Source organism: Paraburkholderia tropica (assembly GCF_900109265.1).
Lineage (GTDB): Bacteria > Pseudomonadota > Gammaproteobacteria > Burkholderiales > Burkholderiaceae > Paraburkholderia > Paraburkholderia tropica.
Map to the genome: position 1 here is coordinate 53,779 of NZ_FNZM01000004.1, position 25,116 is coordinate 78,894.

Annotated in this window: 24 protein-coding genes and 1 pseudogene; 15 read left to right on the plus strand and 10 right to left on the minus strand. The window is 63.9% G+C overall.

The features are described 5' to 3' along the window. Positions 1-39: 39 nt before the first annotated feature. A complete protein-coding gene (locus BMY06_RS38065; protein WP_080180204.1) occupies positions 40-1,074 on the plus strand; it encodes a transposase in 1,035 nt (344 codons plus the stop codon). Positions 1,075-1,506: 432 nt separating this feature from the next. On the opposite strand, the gene BMY06_RS40100 is transcribed toward BMY06_RS38065, so the two are convergent. Further along, positions 1,507-1,644: a hypothetical protein gene (locus BMY06_RS40100; RefSeq protein ID WP_234774723.1), complete on the minus strand. Its 138-nt coding sequence runs from the start codon at positions 1,642-1,644 to the stop codon at positions 1,507-1,509. A 78-nt stretch (positions 1,645-1,722) separates the two neighbouring features. Here BMY06_RS40100 and BMY06_RS40105 point away from each other — a divergent pair. From BMY06_RS40105 to BMY06_RS07010, 6 genes and pseudogenes are all read left to right on the plus strand, one after another. After that, positions 1,723-1,920 (plus strand): annotated as a pseudogene (locus BMY06_RS40105) (N-acetylmuramoyl-L-alanine amidase family protein); the annotation flags it as partial. A 100-nt stretch (positions 1,921-2,020) separates the two neighbouring features. Further along, complete coding sequence (locus BMY06_RS06990) at positions 2,021-2,710, plus strand: response regulator transcription factor (protein ID WP_074982305.1); 690 nt, start codon at positions 2,021-2,023, stop codon at positions 2,708-2,710. 40 nt (positions 2,711-2,750) lie between these two features. Next, positions 2,751-4,046 carry a sensor histidine kinase gene (locus BMY06_RS06995; RefSeq protein ID WP_074982307.1) on the plus strand — a complete coding sequence of 432 codons (1,296 nt, stop codon included), beginning with the start codon at positions 2,751-2,753 and terminating at the stop codon, positions 4,044-4,046. A 255-nt stretch (positions 4,047-4,301) separates the two neighbouring features. Next, positions 4,302-4,883 carry a c-type cytochrome gene (locus BMY06_RS07000; protein ID WP_074982310.1) on the plus strand — a complete coding sequence of 194 codons (582 nt, stop codon included), beginning with the start codon at positions 4,302-4,304 and terminating at the stop codon, positions 4,881-4,883. Between the two features lie 91 nt (positions 4,884-4,974). Continuing rightward, positions 4,975-5,250, plus strand: coding sequence for a DUF4148 domain-containing protein (locus tag BMY06_RS07005; protein ID WP_065060695.1), 276 nt, complete (start codon positions 4,975-4,977; stop codon positions 5,248-5,250). A gap of 255 nt (positions 5,251-5,505) precedes the next feature. After that, positions 5,506-6,267 carry a YoaK family protein gene (locus tag BMY06_RS07010; protein WP_065060694.1) on the plus strand — a complete coding sequence of 254 codons (762 nt, stop codon included), beginning with the start codon at positions 5,506-5,508 and terminating at the stop codon, positions 6,265-6,267. Positions 6,268-6,311: 44 nt separating this feature from the next. Here BMY06_RS07010 and BMY06_RS07015 read toward each other — a convergent pair whose 3' ends face one another. After that, the gene (locus BMY06_RS07015; protein WP_074982313.1) at positions 6,312-7,454 is read right to left on the minus strand and encodes an FAD-dependent oxidoreductase; all 1,143 of its coding nucleotides are present in this window, start codon (positions 7,452-7,454) and stop codon (positions 6,312-6,314) included. Positions 7,455-7,554: 100 nt separating this feature from the next. Between BMY06_RS07015 and BMY06_RS07020 the strand changes: the two genes are divergently transcribed. Next, on the plus strand, positions 7,555-8,232 hold the full coding sequence (locus BMY06_RS07020; protein ID WP_074982317.1) for a TetR/AcrR family transcriptional regulator: 678 nt from the start codon (positions 7,555-7,557) through the stop codon (positions 8,230-8,232). A gap of 41 nt (positions 8,233-8,273) precedes the next feature. Here the strand turns inward: BMY06_RS07020 and BMY06_RS07025 are convergent, their stop codons facing one another. The 3 genes from BMY06_RS07025 to BMY06_RS07035 all read right to left on the minus strand — a co-directional run bounded on the left by BMY06_RS07025 (position 8,274) and on the right by BMY06_RS07035 (position 10,980). Further along, the gene (locus BMY06_RS07025; RefSeq protein ID WP_074982319.1) at positions 8,274-9,152 is read right to left on the minus strand and encodes a LysR substrate-binding domain-containing protein; all 879 of its coding nucleotides are present in this window, start codon (positions 9,150-9,152) and stop codon (positions 8,274-8,276) included. 64 nt (positions 9,153-9,216) lie between these two features. Continuing rightward, positions 9,217-10,326 carry an NAD(P)H-dependent flavin oxidoreductase gene (locus BMY06_RS07030; RefSeq protein ID WP_074982321.1) on the minus strand — a complete coding sequence of 370 codons (1,110 nt, stop codon included), beginning with the start codon at positions 10,324-10,326 and terminating at the stop codon, positions 9,217-9,219. 162 nt (positions 10,327-10,488) lie between these two features. Next, positions 10,489-10,980, minus strand: a complete 492-nt coding sequence (locus BMY06_RS07035; protein WP_074982324.1) for an Lrp/AsnC family transcriptional regulator — start codon at positions 10,978-10,980, stop codon at positions 10,489-10,491. A 173-nt stretch (positions 10,981-11,153) separates the two neighbouring features. Between BMY06_RS07035 and BMY06_RS07040 the strand changes: the two genes are divergently transcribed. From BMY06_RS07040 to BMY06_RS07055, 4 genes are read left to right on the plus strand one after another with little or no spacing between them, the layout of a single operon-like run. Then, the gene (locus BMY06_RS07040) at positions 11,154-12,368 is read left to right on the plus strand and encodes a diaminopropionate ammonia-lyase (RefSeq protein WP_074982326.1); all 1,215 of its coding nucleotides are present in this window, start codon (positions 11,154-11,156) and stop codon (positions 12,366-12,368) included. A 34-nt stretch (positions 12,369-12,402) separates the two neighbouring features. Beyond that, entirely contained in the window at positions 12,403-13,566 is a 1,164-nt protein-coding gene (locus BMY06_RS07045) for a M20 aminoacylase family protein (protein WP_074982328.1), read from the plus strand. A 48-nt stretch (positions 13,567-13,614) separates the two neighbouring features. Next, positions 13,615-14,298: a nucleotidyltransferase domain-containing protein gene (locus BMY06_RS07050; RefSeq protein WP_080180206.1), complete on the plus strand. Its 684-nt coding sequence runs from the start codon at positions 13,615-13,617 to the stop codon at positions 14,296-14,298. Beyond that, positions 14,285-14,734, plus strand: coding sequence for a hypothetical protein (locus BMY06_RS07055; RefSeq protein ID WP_074982332.1), 450 nt, complete (start codon positions 14,285-14,287; stop codon positions 14,732-14,734). Before BMY06_RS07050 ends, BMY06_RS07055 begins: the two co-directional genes overlap by 14 nt. 15 nt (positions 14,735-14,749) lie before the next feature. Here BMY06_RS07055 and BMY06_RS07060 read toward each other — a convergent pair whose 3' ends face one another. Beyond that, on the minus strand, positions 14,750-15,628 hold the full coding sequence (locus BMY06_RS07060) for a LysR family transcriptional regulator (protein ID WP_065060687.1): 879 nt from the start codon (positions 15,626-15,628) through the stop codon (positions 14,750-14,752). Between the two features lie 133 nt (positions 15,629-15,761). On the opposite strand from BMY06_RS07060, the gene BMY06_RS07065 reads away from it, so the two are divergent. Continuing rightward, positions 15,762-17,336: an MFS transporter gene (locus BMY06_RS07065; protein WP_074982334.1), complete on the plus strand. Its 1,575-nt coding sequence runs from the start codon at positions 15,762-15,764 to the stop codon at positions 17,334-17,336. A gap of 133 nt (positions 17,337-17,469) precedes the next feature. Here BMY06_RS07065 and BMY06_RS07070 read toward each other — a convergent pair whose 3' ends face one another. Continuing rightward, positions 17,470-18,627 carry a porin gene (locus BMY06_RS07070; protein ID WP_065060685.1) on the minus strand — a complete coding sequence of 386 codons (1,158 nt, stop codon included), beginning with the start codon at positions 18,625-18,627 and terminating at the stop codon, positions 17,470-17,472. Between the two features lie 123 nt (positions 18,628-18,750). Then, positions 18,751-19,179, minus strand: a complete 429-nt coding sequence (locus tag BMY06_RS39525) for a hypothetical protein (protein ID WP_161495534.1) — start codon at positions 19,177-19,179, stop codon at positions 18,751-18,753. Positions 19,180-19,246: 67 nt separating this feature from the next. Between BMY06_RS39525 and BMY06_RS07075 the strand changes: the two genes are divergently transcribed. Beyond that, on the plus strand, positions 19,247-20,314 hold the full coding sequence (locus BMY06_RS07075; RefSeq protein WP_074982336.1) for an asparaginase: 1,068 nt from the start codon (positions 19,247-19,249) through the stop codon (positions 20,312-20,314). A gap of 80 nt (positions 20,315-20,394) precedes the next feature. Here BMY06_RS07075 and BMY06_RS07080 read toward each other — a convergent pair whose 3' ends face one another. Both BMY06_RS07080 and gltA read right to left on the minus strand, forming a co-directional pair. Further along, on the minus strand, positions 20,395-22,665 hold the full coding sequence (locus BMY06_RS07080; RefSeq protein WP_065060683.1) for an amylo-alpha-1,6-glucosidase: 2,271 nt from the start codon (positions 22,663-22,665) through the stop codon (positions 20,395-20,397). 251 nt (positions 22,666-22,916) lie between these two features. After that, positions 22,917-24,218 (minus strand): citrate synthase, encoded by a 1,302-nt coding sequence (gene gltA, locus BMY06_RS07085; RefSeq protein WP_065060682.1) that lies wholly within the window; start codon positions 24,216-24,218, stop codon positions 22,917-22,919. A gap of 364 nt (positions 24,219-24,582) precedes the next feature. Here gltA and BMY06_RS07090 point away from each other — a divergent pair, with 364 nt between their 5' ends. Next, positions 24,583-24,984 (plus strand): hypothetical protein, encoded by a 402-nt coding sequence (locus BMY06_RS07090; protein WP_065060681.1) that lies wholly within the window; start codon positions 24,583-24,585, stop codon positions 24,982-24,984. The last annotated feature ends 132 nt before the right edge of the window (positions 24,985-25,116 follow it).

Genomic DNA, 25,116 nt, shown 5'->3' on the forward strand with positions numbered 1-25,116 from the left:
ATAGCTACACGCTCTATAGACAACTATGGAGCGCAGGACATGTGGCTGCAAGGGATTGAACGAAGAAATGGAGTATTGGCAGCAAAGATGGTGAAAGGAGATAGTGATACTGAATGGATGAACGTCGAAGCTACTTGGGAAGCTGCCATACCCGGGGCAAGCACCAGCCGGATGTCCGGAGCAACGTGCTTTTCACGATGGAAGGTCGTGGATGCCACCGAGTACTTCTCAGAAATGGCTATTAAAGCCAACCCCGACGCTAACAGGCACCAGATTTTTGAGGTCGACCATAACGGGCTTCGCTTAGTGTTGCCAGCGATACTTGTGCTCAAGGCATTGTTCAAACCGAATGCGACTGTCTTTGAATATCTGTTTCGACCTTCAGGACTCGATATGCTACTCGCTCCCGTGAGCGCCAATGGTTCGATGTCTGTTGCACTTCTCCCTCGAAAGCTTCGACAACATGTCCCGGTTGGCGACACCAGCTTCGAGCGACTTCGATGGCTTTACTGCTTCCCCTCTGCTCGAGCCGCATTTGACTCGGTTTATACCAGCGCTACTTCCGGAATCGTCGGAATCAAGTTGCCAACAGCTGAGATAGATATCTGTCTAAAAGGTTGTCTTAGGGGACGAAAATTTTTTGTGTCGGGCTTGAACATTGCAAAATGTGTTCCACTTGAAGCACCTTTTGACTGGGCCGGCCGGCAACCACAACATTTCCGGCTCAGAGAGCCGGCACCAGGGGAGCGCCTCAACCCGATACTCGCGGACCCTGACATTATTGAAGGCCCTGCTGGCTGGGAGCTCTCCGATGATGAGTGGGCGTGTGTCGCATACCTGTTTCCAACTGGACCTAGATGTCGGAGCGGCGAACAAGCGCGCGCGTTTGTAGGCGCAATTTTGGAAAAGCTCGGAACGGGAGTCGGTTGGACCTCGGTAAATTCAAAACACGGAACAATTTCGGCCGTGAGTTCGCTCTATCGAGACTATCGACAGTCTGGAAAATGGCACGAGCTCGTCGCAACCATCATCGAAATGAGAAAACAAAAATCCACTGTCGCCAGAGCAGCATAACGCCAAGCAGAGGTCGAAGTCTGACGGCTGACTAGCATCGGCACGGCTTTGTTAGAGACCGCCCAACCGGGCGGTCTTTTTTTGTGTCGCTATATAAAATGACTCTAGGCCGACTGACCCAAATCGCAACAAACATCCAGCCCGGTCTTCCCTGTGGGACAACACTAAGAGCGATTTCAGGACAGCTTTCGTTTGCAACCACAAGTTGGTGATTCGACGTGTCGCAGACCAGATTTGTTTCCAAAACGACACGCCATGCATTTTTTACAATCTCAATATTTTCAGTCGCTTAGAGGCCGTTCGCTGGACAACTATCGAATGCCGGCCACCACAGACCCTCGCGTTTCACCACCTCACTCACGAATGTATTGAGCGCTGCGTGGCAACGGATAGTCGCGGGCGATCGTTTCCTGAAGAAACTGCGTCACCGATTTAATGCATGACGATGCCCGCCGCCGACATCGCCGCAAACAATTGCGCAATCATGCTCGACGACTGGAACGACAGACGCGGATTGCTCACCACTTCATCGAGCCAGCGCACCGTATCGAGTTGAATCAGGTCGTTCACATACGAGGCGAATTCGTGACAACTCAAATCGACCACATCGACCGGCGTGCCATGCGCTTCGAGATAAGCCGGCGCCGCGAACAGGCCGGATTCGCCGTACTGAAAGCGCCCGATATTCCATCGATTCTGGTGGAGACCGCGTTTATCAGCAACCCGGACGAAGAACGCAAACTCCAGATTCCGGCTTACCGCCAGCAAATGGCCGATGCGATTTACGACGGCATCCGTCAATATTTCGCCAGTCATCCGCCGCTTAAGCGCAACGTCACCGTTTGAATCTCGCGACCACATCGCACATCGACGTTCAGGACAGCTTGTTTCGCGGTGCGCTGTTAAAATGCCCGCGATTTCAGCCACTTTTCTCCGTGCATCGACCATGCGAATTCTCGCGATTGAAGATGACCCCGATATTCTCGGCAATATCGCCAGCTATTTGGGTGCCCGAAACACGATGGTCGATTGCGCGCTCGACGGCGTGCAAGGCTATGCGCTCGCCACGCGCAACGAATACGACGTCATCATTCTCGATCTCGCGCTGCCGCGGCTCGACGGCTACGAATTGTGCCGCCGCCTGCGTGAAGACGCGCAATGCGAAACGCCGCTCATCATGGTCACGGCGCGCGACACGCTCGACGAACGGCTCGCGGGTTTTCACGCCGGCGCCGACGACTATCTCGTGAAGCCGTTCGCGCTCGCCGAACTCGGCGCGCGCGTCAAGGCGCTCTCGCAGCGTCCGCGCAAACGCTCGGTCGCGCGCTCGCTGCAGGTCGCTGACCTCGTGCTCGATCTCGACACGCGCGAGCTCGCGCGCGCGGGCCGAACCTTGCGTCTGCCGCCCGCGCCCATGACCTTGCTGAAAATTCTCATGCAGGAAAGCCCGTCGGTGGTGGCCCGCGCGCGTCTCGAGGAAGCGCTGTGGCTCGACTCGCCACCCGACAGCGACAGCCTGCGCACGCACATTCATCAGCTACGCCAGGTGATCGACAAGCCGTTCGAACAAGCGCTGCTGCAGACGGTGCACGGCGTGGGTTATCAGCTACGCGCGGCGCAAGACGATGCGCGCTGACGCGCCGCGAGACGCGAGCCAGACTCAGCCGCAGACTCGGTTGGAAACGCGTCCGCGCCGCACGCTCGCGCGCGACTTCGTGCTCGCCTATCTGGTGCTCGCGTTGATCGTCGGCGCGCTGCTCTCGCTCGTCTCGATGTGGACCGTCAACCGCCTCGAAACGCATTTGCAGCAGATCGATATGGGCATGGCGCTCGACCGCGTGCGCGACGAATATCTCGCGGGCAAGAGCGTTGGCCGCGTGAACCGCTTCTTTCACGGCGAACCGGGCAGCGATACGTTTCCGACCTGGCTGCGCGACGTCGAGCCCGGCTTCTCGCGCCTCGAACACGGCGACCGCGACTGGCATGTGATGGCCGACGACCGCGACGGCGTGCGCTACATGCTGCTGCGCGACTACACGGCTTTCGAGGAGCGCCGCGTGCATTCGCACTGGCTCACGGTGCTCAGCGTGGTCGCGAGTCTGCTGGTGGCGTTTCTGCTGGGCGGCGCCGTCACGCGCCGCTTCGTGCGCCCGCTGATCCGGCTCGCGGAACAGGTCGTCAAACGTCCTGCGCTGCCGCCGCAAACGCGTCTCGCGCACGCGTATCCGGAGAACGAAATCGGCCGGCTCGCTGCCGCTTTCGACGCCACCTACAACGAACTCGAAGCCGCGCTGCAACGCGAAAAACTCTTTACCGCCGATGTGAGCCACGAATTGCGCACGCCGCTCACGGTTATTTCGAGTTCGTGCGAACTGCTGCTCGACGACCCCGCGCTCACCGCCACGCAACGCGCGAAACTCGAACGCGCGCACGCGGCCTCGCGCGATATTCATCAGCAACTCGCCGCGTATCTGATGCTGTCACGCGGTTCGGCCACGGCCACGGGCTTCGCGCAAAGCGACGTCGCCAGTGTGGTGCGCGAGGAAATCGCGCACTGGTCGCCACGCGCCACGCAACTCGGCTTGCGCATGGAAGGCGAATTCGCCCCTGCTAATCCATTACCTGGGATGACGAATCTTTTTCCGGCTGCACTGCTGCGTATCGTGCTCTCGAATCTGATCCGCAACGCGCTCCAGCACGCGGCCAGCGGCACGCGTATTCTCGTGCGCGCCGACGCCGCCAGTTTCGAAGTCGCCGACGACGGTCCTGGCATCGCGGCGAGCGTGAAGCCCCATGTTTTCACCCCATTCGTGCGCGGCGGCGAAGCGGGCGCGGACAATCTCGGCCTCGGGCTCTCGCTCGTCCAGCGCATCTGCGAGCATCAAGGCTGGCTTGTCACGCTCGATTCCGCGCCCGGCGCAGGCACGCGCTTTCGTATCGAACTCACGGCGAGCAAGGCCGCGATCGACTGAAAAATGCCTTGAATCAAGGGCTTTTCGCATCGACCGGGCATCGGCCACGCATCGGCGAAATCTACCCTCGCCCGAATCATAGCGATGCCGGCATCAAGAAAACGTTAAGACGTCGTTCCGCGCGCACAGTGACACCTCACCATGCGTGCAACTCATGAAGTCAGCGAAATTACTCAACGTCGGCGCACGCGTGCAACGGTAGGATGCGGAGTTTTCCGCCAACGCCATTGCGCACGCACGTTCATGAGCACAGGTATGACTTCACGCCGCGCCTTCGCCACGCGCACGATTTTCACCGCCCTCCTGTTGCTCGCGCTGATCGGCGCGGGCGCATCGGTCTGGGCGTTTTCCGGTTACGTCGGTGTGGCGGCGACCGACAAGGACAATGCGCTCGTCGCGTGGTTTTTGCACACGACCTACCAGCGCTCGCTCGACCGGCAGTCGTCCGCGGTCGCGGTGCCGGACAATCTCGTGAACGACGTCAACGTGCGCGCGGGCGCGCATCTCTATGCGCAGCATTGTGTCTACTGCCACGGCGCGCCCGGCGTGCGTCTCGATCCGATCGGCGCGGGCATCTCGCCACGCGCGCCGGATCTGCTCGCGGCCAAACGTCATAACGGGCCGCAATCGACGTTCTGGGTCATGCGCCACGGCGTCAAGATGACCGCGATGCCCGCCTTCGGCAAATCGCTCGACGACACGCAGCTCTGGCAGCTCGCGGCATTCCTGCGCGCCCGACGCGGCATCGACGCCGGGGACTATCGCGCGCTCACCGGCCCGGTAGCGGACGCGAGCGGCGATCCTTCCACCGGCCGGAAGAGTCCCTTGGCGGATTAGTGGTTAACCCTGGGAGATAAGACCTCTAGACTTTTAGTCATGGATTGCGGCGAGTTGCCGCAGCCAATCACGAAACAGATCGGAGGTTGTCATGAAGTCGCTTGTCCAGGTTGCTGCTGTTGCCCTTGCTCTCACGCTCCCGGTTGCCTCGTTCGCCCAGTCGAACGGCGGCATGACCCGCGCGCAGGTTCGCGCCGAACTCGTGCAGCTCGAACAGGCCGGCTATCGCCCGGGCGACGGCGACAACGCCCACTACCCGGAAGCGATCCAGGCCGCCGAAGCCAAGGTCGCCGCGCAGAACAGCGCAGTGGGCGGCGCCGCGGCCGGTTCGTCGGCAGCAGGCGGCCGTTCGCAAGCGGGCCAGTAAGGCCTCGTGAGCGTCGATGAGCGCCGATGAGCGCCCGTCGGCTTCACAGGCGCGGCGCGGTTGCGGCTGACGCATGACCGGCAAGCCGCGCCGAGCGTGCAAACGGAACATGAAACCGAGCGTGCGCGCGGCACACGACGCGCGCTCGGGCGCCGGATCGCGGCAATCCGCCGCACCGCTATAGTGCGACGGACCTCGATCCCGTCAAGCCGACAGGTCTTACACTGGTTACCGTCGCCCGCCGAGGAACCGCCCGTGCCTATCCAGTATCTGCGCAGCTTCACGTCCGTGGAACGCACCGAGAAAGCCAATCTCCGGCTCGGCCGCGCGCTCGCGTGCATCGCGGGCGCGGCCAACGCCGGCGGCTTCCTGGCGGTCGGGCAATACACCTCGCACATGTCCGGCATCGTCTCGTCGGTGGCCGACAACCTCGCGCTCGGCGATATCGGCCTCGCGCTCGCCGCGCTCAGCGCGATCTTCGCCTTCGCGGGCGGCGCGGCCACGTCCGCGGTCCTGATCAACTGGGGACGCCGCCGCGCCGTCCACAGCGTCTACGCCTTGCCGATGATGCTCGAAGCCCTGCTGCTGACGGGCTTCGCCGTGCTCGGCGCGAACATGGAACACCATCGCGTACTGTTCGTGCCCGCCACCGTCGCACTGCTCTGCTACGTGATGGGCCTGCAGAACGCGATGATCACGAAGATCTCGCACGCCGAAATCCGCACGACGCATATGACCGGCATCGTGACCGATCTCGGCATCGAGCTCGGCAAGGGGCTGTACTGGAACTGGGGCGTGCCGGCGGGCGCGGCGCAGCACGTGCGCGCGGACATGCTGCGCGTGCGCGTGCTGGCCTCGCTGCTCGGCATGTTCCTGATCGGCGGGCTGGGTGGCGCGCTGGCGTTCCGGCATCTGGGTTTTTCGTCCGCGGCCCTGCTTGCGGCCGCGCTGCTCACGCTCGCCTGCGTGCCGCTCGCCGACGATCTGCGCCGATGGTCGCCGCGCGATCCGGCTTGATCCGTCCCAGTTCAGGTTGATCGGTTCGGCCGCGGCGAGTCTCGCTATGCCGTCGCGCGACTCGCCGCGCCGCCGCTGAGGAATTCGACGAGACTCGCGGGCGTGCGCTCGTCGAGACACAGCGCGAGCGTGGTGCAGGAATCCACCGCCGCCGCGTAGCTGCGCGCAAACATCTTCGTTTCGTAGGCGGCGAACGCGGCCTCGGCATCGCCGGGGTGGGCGGCGATCGCCGCGCCTAGCTCCGCACCGTCGAGCATGGCGAGATTCGCGCCTTCGCCCGCGGGCGGCGCGAGATGCGCGGCGTCGCCGAGCAGCGTCACCCCGCGCACGCGCGTCCAGCGATGATCGACCGGCAGCATGAACAGCGGACGCGGGACCGGCGCGCCCTCGCCATCGGTGATCAACGCCGTGAGCGCGGGCGCCCAGCCCACGAATTCCGCCGCGATGGCAGCCGTCGCACTGGCCGCGTCGTTGAAGTCGATCGCGTCGAACCACGCCAGCGGGCGATTCAGCGCGATATACGCGTGCAGCACGCCGCCGGGTTCGCGATGCGCGAAGATCCCTTTGCCGGGCGCGGGCGCGAACAAGCCGCCGCCGCCCACGGCCTCGGCGGCCGCGACGTGGCGCGTATCGACGTCGCGCAAATGCGTTTCGATGAACGTCGTGCCGGCATACTCCGGCACCGCCGCCGACAGCAGCGGCCTGACCTTCGACCACGCGCCATCGGCGCCCACCAGCAACCGGCTGATCACGCTGGAACCGTCGGTGAACCTCAGCCGGTGCTCGCCATCGCCGAGCGGCGCGACCTCGCTGAGCTTTTTGCCCCAGCGCACCGTGCCCGGCGGCAGCGACGTCAGCAGCATGTCGCGCAATTCCCCGCGCAACACTTCGGGCCGCCCGCCCGTGCCGTCGTCGGGCTCATCGAGCAGCAGCGTGCCCTGCGAGTCCCGCACGCGCGTGGCCTCGCCGCCCACGTGAACGATCGCCCGGAACGCGTCGCTCAAACCGGCCGCCGCCAGCGCGGCCTGCCCGTCCTGCTCGTGGATGTCGAGCATGCCGCCCTGCGTGCGCGCTTGCGCCGACGGCTCCGCCTCGTAAAGGGTCGCGGGAATGCCGTGCAGATGCAGAACGCGCGCGAGCACCAGCCCGCCGAGTCCCGCGCCGACGATCGTCACCGGTGTCGTCATCGCGTTTCCTTTCAATTGGTCATGTACGAAACACTCATGGAACGACGTTCCAGAGGAAAAATAGTTTGGAACGAAGTTCCATAAGTGTCAAGCTACGGGGATGACCACGGAAAACCGGACACGGCGGCGCGCGGACGCGCTCACCCAACAGCGGATCGTCGAAGCGGCGATCGAGATCCTCGACCAGGACGGCGAGGACGCGCTGACCTTTCGCGCCCTTGCGGCGCATCTCGCGACCGGCAGCGGCGCGCTCTACTGGCACGTCGCCGACAAGCAGACCTTGCTCGCCCAGGCCACCGACCAGATCGTTGCCGCCGCGCTACACGAAGCGGCAACGCGGCCGCAACCGCAGGACGCGATCCGCGCGCTGGCGCTCGGCGTCTTCGATGCCATCGACGCCCATCCATGGGTCGGCGCGCAGTTGGCGCGCGATCCGTGGCAGTACGCGGTCTTGCGGATACTCGAAGGCGTCGGCGTGCAGGTGCAGGCGATGGGCGTGCCCGAGCCCGCGCAATTCAACGCGGCGACGGCCATTCTGAGCTTCATTCTCGGACTCGCGGGGCAGTACGCGACGCGTCCGCAAGCGGCGCTCGAAGGCGTGGATCGGGCGGCGGTGCTGGAAAACGTCGCCGCGAAATGGGCGCAGCTCGATGCGGCACAACACCCGTTTGTACGTCAGGTGGCGGCCATGCTGTCGGGTCACGACGACCGCGAGCAGTTTCTCGCCGGTATCGATTTCATTCTGGCCGGCATCGTACAGAACACGATCGTGTCCTGATCGGCAATTAATCAGCCATCCGAATTAATGGTGCGTGCCCCTCAGAATGTGGGCAAGAGCCGGCTCAATTCGTCCAGCGACCGACTTTGATAAGCAGGACGCGACACCATCCAGGTCTGGATGGCGGTCAGCGGAATGGACTGCACGGTGCTCGCAACCGCGAGCGTGGCGAGCACCGACTTCGGAAACACCGCCACGGCTGTTCCGGCGGATACCGCCGCAAAAATCGCGTGATACGAGTGGTATTCGATGATCTCGGGACGAGATCCCGCGTCCGCGTGTTGCGACTCCAGCCATTGCTCGCCGAGCCGGCGATAGGTGCAGCCCTTCGGAAAGGCCGCGAGCGGATAATGCGCCACGCTCGCGGACGCAGCGCCCGCGCGACCCGGCACCAGCAGCAGCAACTCCTCGCGAAACACCGGCACCGCCGCGAGACTGGTATCGTCGTCCGTGTTGAATTCGAGGGCGGCGCGCTCGTCGGTTTCCGCCACGAAGGCGCAATCGAGCCGGCTGGCCTTCACGTCGTCGATCAACGCGCGCGTGGTGCCCGTGGAGATTTCGAGCTGCACGTCGGGCCACAAACTCTGATACGCGCCCAGTAGCCCAGGCAGCCGCGCCGCCGCCGTGCTTTCCATCGCCCCAATTCTCAGCTTGCCGACGGGTACGTCCGACTGCATCGCCTGCCGCGCCTCTTCAGCGAGCGTGAGCATGCGATGCGCGTAGCCAAGCAGACGCTGCCCGTTTTCGGTCAGCGTCATACGCTTGCCTTCACGCGAAAAGAGCTGCACGCCCAGTTCTTCTTCGAGCTGCTTGACGCGCGTCGTGACGTTCGATTGCACGCGCTGCAGCAATTGCGCCGCGCGCGTGACGCTCTGTTCCTTCGCGACCAGGCTGAAAATCTCCAGATCGAGCAGTTCCATACGTCGATTCCCAAATAGCGAATACGTCAATCACAATCATCTCAATTTGAGATCTTACTGCCACTCAAGCGGCATTCGAAACGACCGAATTGAGTCGCGCCACCGCGTCGCGCATTTCCACTTCGAGCGTCCGCATGAGTTCCGCAGCGGGCAGCGCGCGGGACAAGGGCGCAGCCTGACCGGCCCATTGCGCGCCATAACCGAACTCGCCCTTGGCCTTGGCCGCCGCATTCAACGCCTTGCCCGCGTCGTAGGTGATGGGATAGGCGGGCACGGTTTTCGGGCTCCCTGCCTCGTGCAAGATCTGCGTGAATTTGTTCACGATCGAGCGCGCCGCGCGGCCGGAAATGGCCTCCGTGAAGGTGGTGTGTTCGGCGGCAGCGCCGAGCAACGCTTTGCGATAACCGTCGTCGACCGACGTTTCCGGACACGAAACGAACGCCGTTCCCAGTTGCGCCGCCGATGCGCCGAGCGCCAGCGCCGCCACGATGCCCGCGCCGTCCATGATGCCGCCCGACGCGATCACCGGCAGGCTGCATTTCGCGGCCACGAGCCGCGTGAGCGCGAACGTGCCGAGCGCGTCGTCGTGCGGCGTGGCGTCGAAGATACCGCGATGGCCGCCCGCTTCGATACCTTGCACGACGATCGCATCGACACCGGCCGCCTCGACCTGACGCGCTTCATCCAGATTGGTCGCGCTCGCGAGCAGACGAATCCCAGCCTGTTTGTAAGCGGCAATCAGCGCGGCATCCGGCAAACCGAAATGAAAACTCACGACTGCCGGACGCGCGTCGAGCAGCATCGTCTGCATCGCCTCGTCGGCGACGAAGCTGGTGTAGATCTCGCGCAATTGCGCCGGCGGCTCGGCGTCGTACAGCGCGAAGTAGCGCTGTAGCCATTTGAGCCAGGTTTGCTCGACCTCGCGATTCGCCACCGCGGGCGCGTGGCAAAAGAGATTCACGTTGAACGGTTTCTGCGTCAGTGCGCGCGTGGCGTCGATGGCCTTGCGCGCGTCGGCGGCATTCATGGCGCCCAGGCCAAGCGAGCCGAGGCCGCCGGCATTCGACACTGCCGCAGCCAGCGCGGGCGTCGCCACGCCTGCCATCGGCGCCTGAATGATGGGCTTCTCGATGCCCAGGATTTCCAGAAGCGTGCCTGAAGATTTCACGTTCATGATGACCTCATTTCGTTCGCTGAACCGCGAGGAGTGATGCGCCTGTCGATACGACATCATCTTACATGGAAATTATGTACATAATATCAATCTTTTTATGAGATTAATCGCGCAGGCGCGCAGGCCATCATGTTTCGATGTCAGATTGCCCGACGCGCGCGCTCAAGCGCGCAAGCCCACCGGCACGTTGAGCGTGGTCTTCACACGCTCCATCGCCACGAAGGTTCGGAAACTCCTCACATTCCCTTCCGCGAAAAACAGCGAGCGTGTCAGCGCGGTGTACTCGGCCATATCCCGCACGCAGAAAATCAGAATGAAATCGACATCGCCGGTCACGTAATAACACTGCTGGACCTGCTCGCACGCTTCGAAGCGTGCCTTCATTGCGTCGAGTAATTCGACCGCTTCATTCTCGGCCGATACATGCGTGATCACCGTGACATGCGAACCGAGCGCGCCCGGATTCAACACGCTGCAATCGCTTTCGATCACACCGCTCTTGCGCAGACGTTGCAGACGCCGTGCGACGGACGGCACCGAAAGATTGATCTGCTGACCGATTTCCCGATGCGGAACCTGATTGTCCCGCTGGACGATGTCGAGAATCTTGAGGTCGAAATCATCGAGTTCGATGCCGCGGTCGGTCGTGGCCATGAGAAAAATTCTCGTATTGAAGTGCAAGGAAGAAGCCGGATTTACGTGCGTAAACCGCAGTCGAGCGTGAGAATTTATTGCATTCTTCACTCGAATTACGATTACAAATAACGCACGCATCGCAATATTATTTCACGCATCGAATCGACGCCATGTCTTACGGAGTGTGTTAAATGCTGATCGCCAATCCGCGCGCCACGTGTGCCGCTTACCCTTCCTCGCTGCAAACTATCCTGAACGTGCGCGCGGCGGATGAAAGCGGAGCGTGGCTCTCCAGTTGGGGCCAGCTTTCGCGCTCCGCCACGCCTTTGTGGGATCTGCCCGATGCGGCCTCGGCGCTGGGCATCGCGCGCCTGAGCGTGAAAGACGAAGGATTGCGCTCGCCGCTCGGCAGTTTCAAGGCGCTCGGCGCGCCGATCGCGCTCACGCGGCTGATCCTGCGTCTCTGGCACACGCACGAGCTGAATCCACAGCGCCTGCTGCGCGGCGATTACGCCGACCTGCTCGCGTCGCTCACGGTCATCAGTGCGACGGACGGCAACCACGGCAAAGCGCTGGCCGCGGCCGCACGCGATATCGGCTGCCAATGCGTGATCGTGCTTCATGCCAACGTCAGCCGCGAACGCGAGGACGCCATCGCGCACTACGGCGCACGCATCGTCCGGATTGAAGGCGACTACGACGCGTCCGTCGAACATGCCGCGACACTCGCGGCGGACAATCAATGGCATGTCGTCTCGGACACCTCGTACGACGGCTACGAAACAATTCCGCGCGACGTCATGCAGGGCTACGGCGTGATTGCGGCCGAGACGCTTTCGCAACTCGACAGCCCGGTCACGCACGTGTTTCTGCAAGGCGGTGTCGGCGGCCTGGCGGCGGGCGTCGCCAGCTATCTCTGGGAACACTTCGGCGCGCAGCGACCACAATTCATCGTCGTCGAACCGCAACAGGCCGACTGTCTGTATCAAAGCGCGATGGCGGGCCGCGCGACTCGCGCAACGGGCAGCGTCGATTCGGTGATGGCCGGACTGGCCTGCGGCGAAGCCTCGCCGCTCGCGTGGAAAATTCTCGAGGGCTGCATCGACCACTTCATGACCATCAGCGACGACGACGCCGTGGCCGCCATGCGTGCGCTCGCCGCCGGCTCGGAACGCGATGCGCCATTGGTCGTGGGCGAATCGGGCGCGGCAGGATTCGCCGGCCTGAGCGAACTCATACGGAATCCTGAATTTTCACTGCAAGTCGGCTTGGGATCGGCATCGCACGTGCTCGTTATCAACACGGAAGGCGCGACGGCGCCCGGCGTCTACGAGGCGCTGGTCGGCGAGTCGGCGATCAGCGTCGGCACGCGCCAGGCGGCGCGGATGAACGCGATCGAACACTGACATCGGCACAACAAGTCACGAGACAGGTCACGACATGGAAACCTCGCTGCAAGAAAAGCTGCAAGGCTGGCGCCGCCAGTTGCACCAGCATCCCGAAACCGGGTTCGAAGAAGTCCAAACGTCCGATTACGTCGCGAACATTCTCAAGACGCTCGGCATGGACGTGCACCGGAACATCGGCGGAACCGGACTCGTCGCCAATCTGAAAGTCGGCAACGGAACGCGGGCGATCGGCCTGCGCGCCGAGATGGACGCGCTGAATATCGCCGAGCAGGCGCCCGGCCGACCCTATGCGTCGTGCAACGCGGGCAAGATGCACGCTTGCGGCCACGACGGACATATGGCGATGATCCTCGGCGCGGCGCAACTGCTCGCGGAACGTCGCGATTTCGACGGCACGGTGCGCTTCATCTTTCAGCCCGCCGAAGAACACGGACGCGGCGCCAAGGCCATGATGGCCGACGGTTTGTTCGAGCGCTTTCCCGTCGACGCCATCTTCGGCGTACACAATATGCCCGGCCTGCCCGCAGGCAGCATCTCGACGCGATCCGGTGGCGTCATGGCCAGTGAAGATAACTTCGTTATCCATATCAAAGCGCGTGGCACGCATGCGGCGCGGCCGCATATGGGCGTCGATCCTGTGGTGATTGCCGCGCAGATCGTGCTCGCGTTGCAGACGATCGTTTCGCGCAATCTGGATCCGAGCCAGAGCGCCGTTATTTCGTGCACGGAAATCATCACGGATGGTCTGCGCAACGTGATTCCTTCGAACGTCGTCATCAAAGGCGATACGCGCAGTTATTCGCCCGACGTGCAGCGTCTGCTGGCGACCCGCATGCGCGAAGTGAGCGAAGGCATTTGCCGCACACATGGCGCCGAATGCACGTTCGAGTACACACACGAATTCGTGCCGACCGTGAATACACCGGCATTCGTCGACGTGGCTGCGGCAGCAGCGAGCATGGTCGTCGGCGCGGACAAGGTCGACGCGAATGTTCAGCCGATGATGATTTCGGAAGATTTCGGCGCGTTTCTGCAGGTCGTGCCGGGCAATTTTGCGTTCATCGGCAACGGCATCGACGCGGACGACGGCGGCACGCCGCTGCACAATGCCGGCTACGATTTCAACGACAGCATCCTGACGACAGGCGCGCGGTATTTTGCGGAGATTGCGCGGATGCAGTTGGCGGTGAGGTGAGCGGCGTGTGGGGAGTTTCGTTGTATATTGAACAACAAACGTTGTAGAATGGACAACAACCAGTCGTCAAATGGCGGCCAAGTGGTGTTCGAATGTTGTACAAAACACAACATTTGTTGTCTAATACACAACAACCCTCGCCGTTCGACAGGAGCCGCCATGAATGAAGCACTTTTCTCCGAGCTGTTTGGCGGCAGCGGCCGCTACAAGGTATTGCGACATCTATTCGAACATCCCGCGCAGTTTTACAGCGCGCGCAGGCTCGCCGAGGAAACCGGCGTCGATCCCGGCAACATTCATCGCTGGCTGCGCAAATGGACCGATGTGGGCATCCTGTGCGGTTCGGGCAAAACCGGTTATCAGGCGTCGCTCGATCCGGCGCTCGTGCCGCTCGGTGCCCTCTTTCGTCAGAGCAGCGAACTCGTCGACGGTCTGCGAAACACGCTCGAAGCCGTCCCGGGCATCGTGGCGGCCGTGATCTTCGGCTCTTACGCGCGCGGCGAGGAAAAGGCCGAGAGCGATATCGACGTGCTGATTGTCGGCGATGTGCCCGAACTGAAAGTCAACGCACTGCTCAAGCCGCTGGCGCGTCGATGCGGGCGCCCCATCAATGCAAGCGTCATTCGGCCTGCGCTATATCGTGAACTCGTCAACAAGCAGGACGCGTTCGTCACCGACGTGCTGCACAATCCAACGATTCCGTTAATCGGAGCGCTGGATGCCCACACTTGACGACCTGCTGAACGAGCCCAACACACCCCTCGTTCGCCGCGCGGCGAACAAGGCGGATCTGCGCGCGTGGATCGGCGAGGCCGACAAGAAACTGCGCGACGCACGCAATACCGATATCAGCGAAAGCACACGCATGGACGCCGCCTACGACGCGGTCTTCTTCTGCGCCCTCGGCGTGCTCTCCACGCAGGGCTGTCGCGCGACGGCGAGGCCCGGGCATCACGTCAAGGTGCTCGAAGCGGCGGCCATCGTCATGAAGACGCCGCAACGCCTGCAGGACAGCGTCGAGGCCTTGCAGGACTGGCGGAACCGCAAGGATGTGGCGGCTTTTCTTGCGACGGAAGGCGATGTGGCCGAGGCGATCGAAACGGCACAGACGTATCAGGCGAAGGTCTTCGACTGGCTCCAGGCCAACGCCGCGACGCTGCTCAAGTAAAAGCGACTCGCCCCCTCACTTCGCCTTCGGCACCAACCGCAAAAACGCCCGCACCGCGGGTGCGCGCTCGTGCCTGCGGCACACGAGCGCCAACTCCGACGTAATCGGCTTGCCCGCAATCCGCCGATACACGATGCCCGGCAAGCTCACACAGCCCGCCAGCGCGTCGGGAATCACCGCCACCCAGCCGTTCACCGACACGCACGCAAGCACCGCCAGCAAGCCGCCCGGCCGCGCCGCGATGCGCGGCACGAAGCGCCCGCGACGCGCGAGTTCGAGCGTGCCGAACTCCTGCTCCGGCACCGCGAAACTGGCCTCCGCGAGATCGGCCGGCCGCAGCGTCTCCAGCGCCGCATAGGGCGAATCCGCCGGCACCGCCGCCACGAAGGCGTCGCGCTGCAAGGTGAACACGCGCACCGTGTCGGGCAGCGTGAGCGGCGGACGCACGTAAGCGACGTCGAGCAGCCCCGTCTCCAGACGCCGCGCCACGTCTTCCATCGGGATCTCGGTCACGCTCACTTCCACGCGCGGCCACGCGGCGCGAAACTCGCCGATCGAGCGTTGCAGCGCGCCCGAATAGACCGCCGACGACACATAGCCCGCCACGATCCGCCCCACCTCGCCGCGCGCCGCCAGCGCCGCGAGTTCCTGACCGCGCTGCAGATGTTCGAGCGCCGCCGCCGCTTCGGGCAGATACGCCTCGCCCGCCGCGGTCAGCGACACCGCCGTGCGCGAACGATGAAACAGCCGCGCGCCCAGATGACGCTCGGCCTCCTGAACGTGGCGCGTGAGCGCGGGCGGCGCCATGTCGAGCTCTTCGGCCGCGCGCGCGAAATGCAGATGCCGCGCCACGCTGAGGAAGGCCCGCACGTGGCGCAGTTCGAGACGACTCATGATTACCGGTTTCGTGAAGCAAATTGCCATTTTATGGTAATGACTGATAACCGTCGATGATGCGACGATGCGGGCTATTTCTTCGCGTCTTTCTCTTCACGTCTTTTCCAGCGCGCCACCATCGCTCATCGCCATGTCCGATTCGTCCGTTTCCAGCGTCGCGCTCGACTCCGCCGCGCCGACCGATCCGCACCCGGATTCGTTTTCCAGCCGCCATCCGAACGTCACGCTTGCCGTCGCGTCCGCGACCTGCGCGCTGATCGTGCTCGACACCAACGTGGTCGCCGTGTCGTTGCCCGCGATCGCGCACGCTTTTCACGCGAGTTTCGCCGACATCGAATGGGTCGTGAGCGCCTACATGACCGCGTTCGCCGCCTGCCTGCTGCCTGCCGGTGCAATCGCCGACCGCTTCGGCCGCCGTCGCGTGCTGCAATGCGGCCTCGCGCTGTTCGCGCTCGCTTCGCTCGGCTGCGGCGCGGCGCCCACGGCGGCGCTGCTGATCGCCGCGCGCGCCGTGAAAGGCCTGGGCGCGGCGCTGTTGCTCACGTCTGCGCTCGCCGTGATCGCGCACCGCTTCGCGCAGGGCCCGTCGCGCGAGCGCGCATGGGCGATCTGGGGCATGTGCATGGGCATCGCGACCGCCATCGCGCCGTGGGTCGGCGGCGCGATCACGCAATGGGTCGGCTGGCGCTGGATCTTTCTGATGAATCTGCCCGTGTGCGCGGTGCTCGCGCTCGGCGCGCGGCGCGCCATCGACGAATCGCGCGATCCGCACGCCAAGCGCCTCGATCTGCCCGGCGGCATGCTTTTCGCAGCGGCGCTCGCGTGCGCCGTGTCGACGCTGATCGGCATTCCCGCGCACGGCTGGCAATCGGGCGCCACGCTCGGACGGGGCGCAGCGAGCATCGCGTTGTTCGCACTCTTCATCTGCAGCCAGCGCTGGCAAACACGGCCGATGATCGATCTGCGCCTGTTCCGGCGCGCGCGCTTCGTCGGCGCGCTGCTCGGCATGTTCGGTTACGCGGCCTGCGCTCAGGTCATGATGACCTTCCTGCCGCTCTATTTGCAGATCGCGTTCGGCTTCACCGCGCTGCAGGCGGGTCTCGGCATGCTGCCGTTCGCGGCGGCGATGATCGCCGGGCCGTCGCTCGGCGCAGCGCTCGCGCGGCGCGTCACGACGGGCGGCGTGCTGAGCGCGGGCCTCGCGCTGATCGGCGCGGGCAATCTCGCGATGGCCGCGTGCGCGGCGGGCGGCCACTATCTCGCCGTGGCGTTCGCGATGCTCGTGACCGGCACCGGCGCGGGCGTCATGAACGGCGACACGCAAAAAGCCATCATGGCCTGCGTGCCGCGCGAGCGCACGGGCATGGCCTCGGGCATCAGCACGACCACGCGATTCACGGCCATCGTGACCGCCGTCGGCGTGCTCGGCGCCGTGCTCGCGGTGCGCACGCACAGCGCGCTCGTGCAGTCGATCGCCGGCGTCCCGGCCGCGCTCCATGCCGTCGACGCGCGTTTCATGGCGAGCCTGCTCGCAGGCGACCCCGGCGAGGCGCTGCGCACGCTCGACGCGCCCACCGCGCATCTGCTGGCGCAGGCCGCGCCGCTCGCGTTCGCGCACGGGTTCGCGCGGGCGTTGCTGGTGAGCGGCGTCGTGGCGCTGGCGAGCGCCATCGCAGTCAAACTGATGGCCGACGCACGCGATTGAATCGCGCCAATTATTTCGTCATCCGAATAATTCGACAAAAAAGAAAATGCGGGCTCGCCGCGAGGGACGAACCCGCATCGTTCGATCGACACGCGCGGCCCAAGCCGCGCGCGCCAGTCACACGACCCGTCGATCAGAACGCGTGACGCATGCCCACCGTGACGGCAACCTGCGTGTCCGTCGACGACGGCGACAGCGTGTTGATCATCGCGTGCGAGAGCACCGAGCCTTCCGGCGCGCCGTGGACGTTCTGGTACACGCCTTCGAGGTAGAAGTCCGTGCGCTTGCTGATCGCGTAGTCCGTTTGCAGCATCGCCGTATTCCAGCCCGGGTTCGAGCCGTTGTACGCGCCGTGCGTGTACGTGTAGGCGCCCGACACCGACCATGCCGGCGTCAGTGCGTACTTCACGTTCGCTTCGAAGTTGTCCAGACGCAGCGAGCCCGCGAGCGAGCCGGCCGAGTTGTCGCCGCTGCCGAGGTACGTGCCCGTGCCGAACGAGAACACGCCCGACGCGTTGTCGATCTGCGAGTGGCTCCAGACGAGGCCGGCCGTGACCGGGCCGTACGTGTAGTTGCCGCCCAGCGACCAGACGCGTTGACGTTGCGCCACGAAGTTCGCGCTCGCGTCGCTCGTTTGCACCGCGCCGCTGCCGTTGCCCGCGCCGTTCAGTTGCAGGTAGCCGGCTGCGAGGTTGATCGGGCCTTGTGCGTACGACACCGCGAAGCCGTACGAGCGGTTGCTTGCGAAGCTGGTCTGGTTGCTGAACGAGTACATCGTCTCGAACGTGACGCCGTACCACGTCGGGCTCGCGTACTTGACCGAGTTGTTGATGACGACCGAGTTCGCCGCGAGGTTGTCGTTTTCGAACGGATGCGCCGCGAGGCTGCCGCCCCACGTGTTGAATTCCGCCGTCAGCGGGCCGACGAGGTCGTTCATCACGTCGAACTGGCGGCCGAACGTGACCGTGCCGTATTGATCCGCCTGGAGACCGACCCACGCCTGCGAGCCGAACATGTCGCCCGAGAATGCCTGCGCGCCGTTGTTGAGGATGAAGCCTTGCTCGAGCTTGAAGATCGCCTTCAGACCGCCGCCGAGATCCTCCGTACCCTTCAGGCCGAACACCGTGTTCTGCGTCGAGCTGCTGTTGAGCTGCCAGTTGCTATGGCCCATCTGGTTGTTCGTGTAGACGAGACCGGTGTCGATGAGACCGTACAGCGTGACGCTGCTCTGGGCATGCGCGGAGACGGCAAAAGCGCCGGTAAGTGCGAGGGCGATTAGCGATTTTTTCATGTTTTATGGCTCCGGGTTTTGGCGTTAATTCATTGAATCGAATGCGCTTTCCACACAACACCTGTCGAGGCGGCCAGTGCGTTTCGCAGATCCATGCGAATCGCGCTTGAATTGCGAAATACCTCAATAACGACAAGCGATTATTGCGAACGACGCAATGCCGACCTTAACTTGCAAGACAAGGCAGGCATGCCGGGCAGGCCGCTCGTGGCGCCGCGCCCAGTGGCGGAAATAACGATCAGGCGCATCATAAGGCTTCGAAAATAAAAATTGCGTTGAAATTGAGGCAGGCGTTGCGCCGAAAGAACACCTGCCAATAACGCGTGCATCGGCGGTGCAATTCGCGCCCCAAAAAAGCGCATGCGATGCAATAAATCGACCATTCAGACGCGATCGTAAAGAAAATGAAATCTGAATCGCGATATATCGATTAAGCCGGACGTGAACATTACGCGCGTTCAATGCGTAATTCATAAGCGTATTCAAGACGCGATTCAAATCGCCATTCAGATGACGAATGCGCTCGCCATGCGGCGTTAGAATCCGCAGCACGCGTGCGCCACGTCCGATCCGGCGCGAGCCGTCGCGCGACCCGAACCGCCAGCCACGGAGACACCCCATGACGACCGCTACGCCGCCCGCCGCCGTTCTGTATCGCGGCGGCCTCGTCGAGACCACCCACTTCGCCCATATCGCCGTCGTCGATGCGCACGGTGCGCTGCTTTACGCGTTCGGCGATCCACATCGGCTCACGCTCGTGCGTTCGGCGGCCAAACCCGCGCAGGCGCTGGCCGTCATCGAAACGGGCGCGCTCGATCGTTTCGGTTTCGACGACGTCGATCTCGCGCTCATGTGCGGCTCGAACAACAGCGAAGCGCGCCATATCGAACGCACGCTCGCCATGCTCGCGAAGGTGGGCGCGCACGAAGCCGACATGCGCTGCGGCGGCCATCCGCCCTTGTCGGATGCCGTCTGGCGCGACTGGATCAAACGCGGCTTCGAGCCGGGCCCGGCGTGCAGCAACTGCTCGGGCAAGCACGCGGGAATGCTCGCGGGGGCGCGCGCGATCGGCGCGCCGCTGGAGGATTACCACCTCGCGGGGCATCCGCTGCAACTGCGCGTGAAGCACGCGGTCGCCGAGGTCTGCGATTTACCGGACGACGGCGTGCAATGGGCGATCGACGGCTGCAATCTGCCCACGCCGGCCTTCCCGCTCGATCGTCTCGCGCGCCTGTACGCAAAGCTCGCCGACGCAGCCGACACCCTCGAACGCGACGACGCCACCCGCGCTTCCCCGCGCACGCAGGCGCTCGCCCGCATCCATCGCGCGATGACCACGCATCCGGAGATGGTCGCGGGCGAGCAGCGCTTCTGCACGACGCTCATGCGGGCGTTCGGCGGCGACGTGGTCGGCAAGGTGGGCGCGGCGGGCAGCTACGCGATCGGCGTGAGACCGAATGGGAAGCGCGGCTCACAGCAAGCGAACGCGCTCGGCATCGCCGTGAAAGTGGAAGACGGGAATCAGACCGCGCTGTATGCGATCGTCGTGGAGGTGTTGCGGCAGCTCGGCATTGGCACGCCTGAGCAACTGGCCGCCTTGCGCGCGTACGACACGCCGCACGTGCTCAATACGCGAGGCGTCGACACAGGCGCGCTCGAAGCGCGTTTCACGCTCGCCCAAGCCTGATCGATCAAACGAGAAAGCGATAAACGAGAAAGCGCCGCGCGGTCTTCACCGCGCGGCGCCGGCAACACGAGACGCAGGCGTTAGAGCACCGCCACGACCTTCACGTCGCTGCGGTCCGCCGAAGCCACGACCTTGCCGTCCACGCGACGGAACGTGAGCGTGACCGACGCGTTGCCCACCCGCAGATGTCCGACTTCGAGCCAGTCGATGCCTTCGGGCAGCATCGGCTGCTCGATGCGCACTTCACGGCGCGTGGCGTCGATGCTCACGCCCAGACACGCCTCCAGCATCATGAACGGCGAACCCGCCGCCCAGGCCTGCGGCAGACACGCGACCGGATACGCCGTGGGCGGCGAGCCGCGTCGACGCGGGAAACCGCAGAACAGCTCGGGCAGACGCATGTCGAACGTTACCGCCGCCTCGAACAGCGCCTGCAGCAATCGCACCGCCGCTTCCTTGCGCCCGTAACGCGCGAGGCCGCGCGCGCAGAGTGCGTTGTCGTGCGGCCAGACCGAGCCGTTGTGATACGCCATCGGATTGAAGCGCGCCTGGCCCGCCGCGAGCGTACGCACGCCCCAGCCCGTATGAAACAGCGCCGATTCGAGAATCTCCGCGACCGCGCGTCCGCGTTCATACTCGGGCAACCCAAAGGCCAGCAGATGCCCGGCATTCGACGCGAGCACGCGGCACAGATCGCCGTGCCCGTCGAGCGCGATGCCGTAGAACTCCGACTCCGGCATCCAGTACTTCTCTTCCACGCAGCGGCGGATTTTCGCGGCGCGGCCCGCGTAGCGCGCGGCGTCCTCGATCAGACCGCGTTGCGTCGCGAAACGCGACATCGTCTCGAACGCCGCGCTCGCATAGGCCTGCACCTCGACGAGCGCGATCGGCCCGTCGGGAAAGCGGCCATCGGCGTGAAAGACCGAATCATGGCTGTCTTTCCAGCCTTGATTCGCGAGCCCGCCTTCGGACTCGCGCCGGTAATCGAGCAGACCATGCGGATTGCGGTCGCACACGCCCGCGACCCAGCCCGCCGCGCGTTCGAGCGCGGGCCAGAGTTCGTCGATCAGCGCGAGATCGCCGGTGCGCTCCACGTAGGCGCCCGCCAGCACGACGAACAGCGGCGTCGAATCCACGCCGCCGTAGTAGAGCGCGAACGGCACTTCGCCCGTGGCCGCCATTTCGCTCTTGCGCAACTCGTGCATGATCTTGCCGACCTCGGCGTCGCGGAACGCCGAGTCCTCGCGCGCCTGATGCGCGGCGAGAAAGCGCAGCACGCCGCGCGCGAGCGCCGGTTGCAGCCACAGCGTTTGCAGCGACGTGATGATCGCGTCGCGGCCGAACGGCGTGGAGAACCACGGAATGCCCGCGTACGGATACGGCCCGGTCGGCAGATCGGTCGTCAGCAGACTGAGGTCGGCGATCGAACGGTTGATCCACGAATTGAAGAGCGGATTGCTCGAACGCACGCGCGCGGTCTGGCGGCGGCGTTCGCGCATCACGATGTGCGCGTCGACCAGCGCGGCGCGAATCGCCGCGCGGCCCACGCTCTGGCCGTTCGAGTCGGCGAGACAATGGCCCGGCTTGATGATGCCCGCGCTCGGCGTATCGGGCGCCGCGCCTTCGAGCGGCTCGACTTCGATCGCGACCGTGAGATAGAGCGACACGCAGGCCTGCGCCGGCAGCGCGACGGTGAAGTCGGCGCGATCGGCGAGCAGCTTGTCGGGCTTCGGCGAGAACTCGATGCTCACGCGCCGCGCAACTTTGTCGAGGCCGATATATTCGAGCCGCACTTCGCTGCCTTCCACGCGCGGCGGCTTGAGTTCGCCGCGCACTTCGCGCTTGAGGCCACGCACTTCGAACATGTCGCGGAAGTCGCTCGCGAACGAGATCGACAGCGGCACGACCGCTTCTTCCGTGCCGTAATTCGTGAGCTCGATGGCCTCGGTCATCATCGTGCCCGAGAGCACGCGCTCGCGTTCGACGTGAATCACGCCTTCGGGCGTGCTCGTGCCGCCGAGCGGCGGCAGCGGACGATTGGTGAAATGCGCGGTGAACGCCGTGTTGTCGCTGCTCACGCTGCCCGAAAGCAGTGACGGCACGCGGCCGCCGAACGTGAGACGCAGCGAGGACAGCACGCGCGTGTCGTTGACGAAGAGACCGTCGTCGATGCCGGTGATATCGCCGAGCGGATCGTTGACGATGAAGGTGTCGCCCGACTTCAGCACATGCTGGTCGGCGCTTGCGACTTCGGGGGTTTCGGGCGCGATGAAGGCGCCGTCGGCGGTTTGATCGGGATGATCCACGCCGCTCGAACGCGAGACGCCACCGAGTGTTTCAGGATCCTGCATTACGTTGTCTCCTTTAGAGCCGTTCCGTACACATCGCCTTCCGCTCGATTGTAGTGGCTCAGGACCCGTTCGCGTCAAATCCTGCATGCCCGATGGGTGTCTAACCGCGCGCCGGAAAAAATTACGGGCGCCGGCACGGTAAAACGTGCGGGCGCCCGTCGATCGCGGCGCGGCGGCTCGTGGCCGCCGCGTGTTCAAACGTTATGCAGCGTTCATGCAAGGTGTCCGGCGATCGGGTTCGGCGTTGTCGATTAACGTTGCGCGATCGGCTTCGCTTCACGCGGCGTATTGCCGATGAAGAGCTGACGCGGACGGCCGATCTTCTGCTCCGGATCGCCGATCATTTCGTTCCATTGCGCGATCCAGCCCACCGTACGCGCCATCGCGAAGATGCAGGTGAACATCGCGGTCGGGATGCCCAGCGCGCGTTGCACGATGCCCGAGTAGAAGTCGACGTTCGGGTAGAGCTTGCGCGACACGAAGTATTCGTCTTCGAGTGCGATCTTTTCGAGCGCCATCGCGAGCTTGAACAGCGGATCGTCGTGCAGGCCCAGTTCTTCGAGCACTTCGTGGCACGTTTCGCGCATCAGCTTCGCACGCGGATCGTAGTTTTTGTACACGCGGTGACCGAAGCCCATGAGCTTCACGCCCGAGTTCTTGTCCTTCACCTTGCGGATGAATTCGGGGATGTTGTCGACCGAGCCGATCTCTTCGAGCATGTTCAGCGCGGCTTCGTTCGCGCCGCCGTGCGCCGGGCCCCACAGACATGCGATACCGGCCGCGATACACGCGAACGGATTCGCGCCCGACGAACCGGCCAGACGCACCGTCGAAGTCGAGGCGTTCTGTTCGTGGTCGGCGTGCAGGATCAGGATGCGGTCGAGCGCGCGCACCAGCACGTCGTTGACCTTGTACTCCTCGGCCGGGTTCGAGAACATCATCTGCATGAAGTTCGCGCTGTACGAGAGGTCGTTGCGCGGATACACGAACGGCTGGCCGACCGTGTACTTGTATGCCATGGCGACGAGCGTCGGCAGCTTCGCGATCATGCGGATCGCCGAGACTTCGCGATGCTTCGGATCGTTGATGTCGAGCGAGTCGTGATAGAACGCCGACAGCGCGCCGACGGCCGCGACCAGAATCGCCATCGGATGCGCGTCGCGGCGGAAGCCACGGAAGAAGAAGTGCATCTGCTCGTGAACCATCGTGTGGTTCGTGACGGTCGCGACGAATTCGTCTTTTTGCGCCTGCGTCGGCAGTTCGCCCTTCAGCAGCAGGTAGCAGCTTTCGAGGAAGTCGGCGTTCTGCGCGAGGTTGTCGATGGGGTAGCCGCGGTACAGCAGTTCACCCTTGTCGCCGTCGATATAGGTGATCGCCGAGTTGCACGATGCCGTCGACATGAAGCCCGGGTCATACGTGAACATGCCGGTCTGGCCGTACAGCTTGCGGATGTCGATCACGTCCGGGCCCAGCGTACCCTTGTAGACCGGCAGCTGAATGCCTTCGGCCGAACCAGGGATGGTGAGAGTGGCGTGAGTCTTCGAATCGATCATGTCTTGTCCTTGCATTGAATTGCAGTCATCTCGCAAGACGCAGCGCCGCCCGTCGCCCGAATTTCCGGACCGGCCTCACTGCGACCACTTGACGCATTTTACGGCGCAATGCAACATCGATTGATAGCCCAGGCTGCAACAATGCCTATTGAACCCCGCAACACTGAATACTTGCAGCTTCCTTAACATCGATTCCTGCAACAATATTTTGCTCTGCAACACAACATGAGCGGGTTTAGCTCTGACATACTGCTTGACATGCAACGACTTCCCCTGTCAGAGCATGCATCATTGGCCCGCCCTCGAAGGCGGGCCTTTTTTCTAAGGCCACACGCGCTGTACGCAAAACGTAAGGAATGAACAGATGAACATCTCGATCGACACCCTGTTCGCGGAAGACGAACTTGCCGAGGGCGCCGTCGTCACGGCCCTCAATCACCAGGACATCGTTGTCGCCCTGTCGGCAGCGCTCGCGAACGAACGCGTGGCGGTGCTCCACATGCTGTATCCGCGCACCGATGCGCGCACGCACCGCAGCCTCGACGCGCTCGTCGACGCGCTGCACGGCCACGGCCTGCATCAGGTCGCGCGCCTCGTCGCTCAGGAAGCGCACTACCTCGTGTTCAAGGATCCGGTGAAGGCATGGAAGGCCTTCCACGAAATCCGCAACGACTCGCTCGCCATCGGCGTGCACCTCTACTACGCGGGCCTCGTTGGCGAAGCCGCCGAGCACAAGCTCGACGCGCACGCGCACGGCCGCGACTAAGCATTCCCGCGCGATTCGCGCGCGTCAGGCCTCGGGCGGGCCGGGATCGACATATTGATTTTCGGGCCGCCCCGCCCGCATTACTTTCTGCTTACGACGCGCATTCGCGGTTTTCTTCTACGTCGATTATTC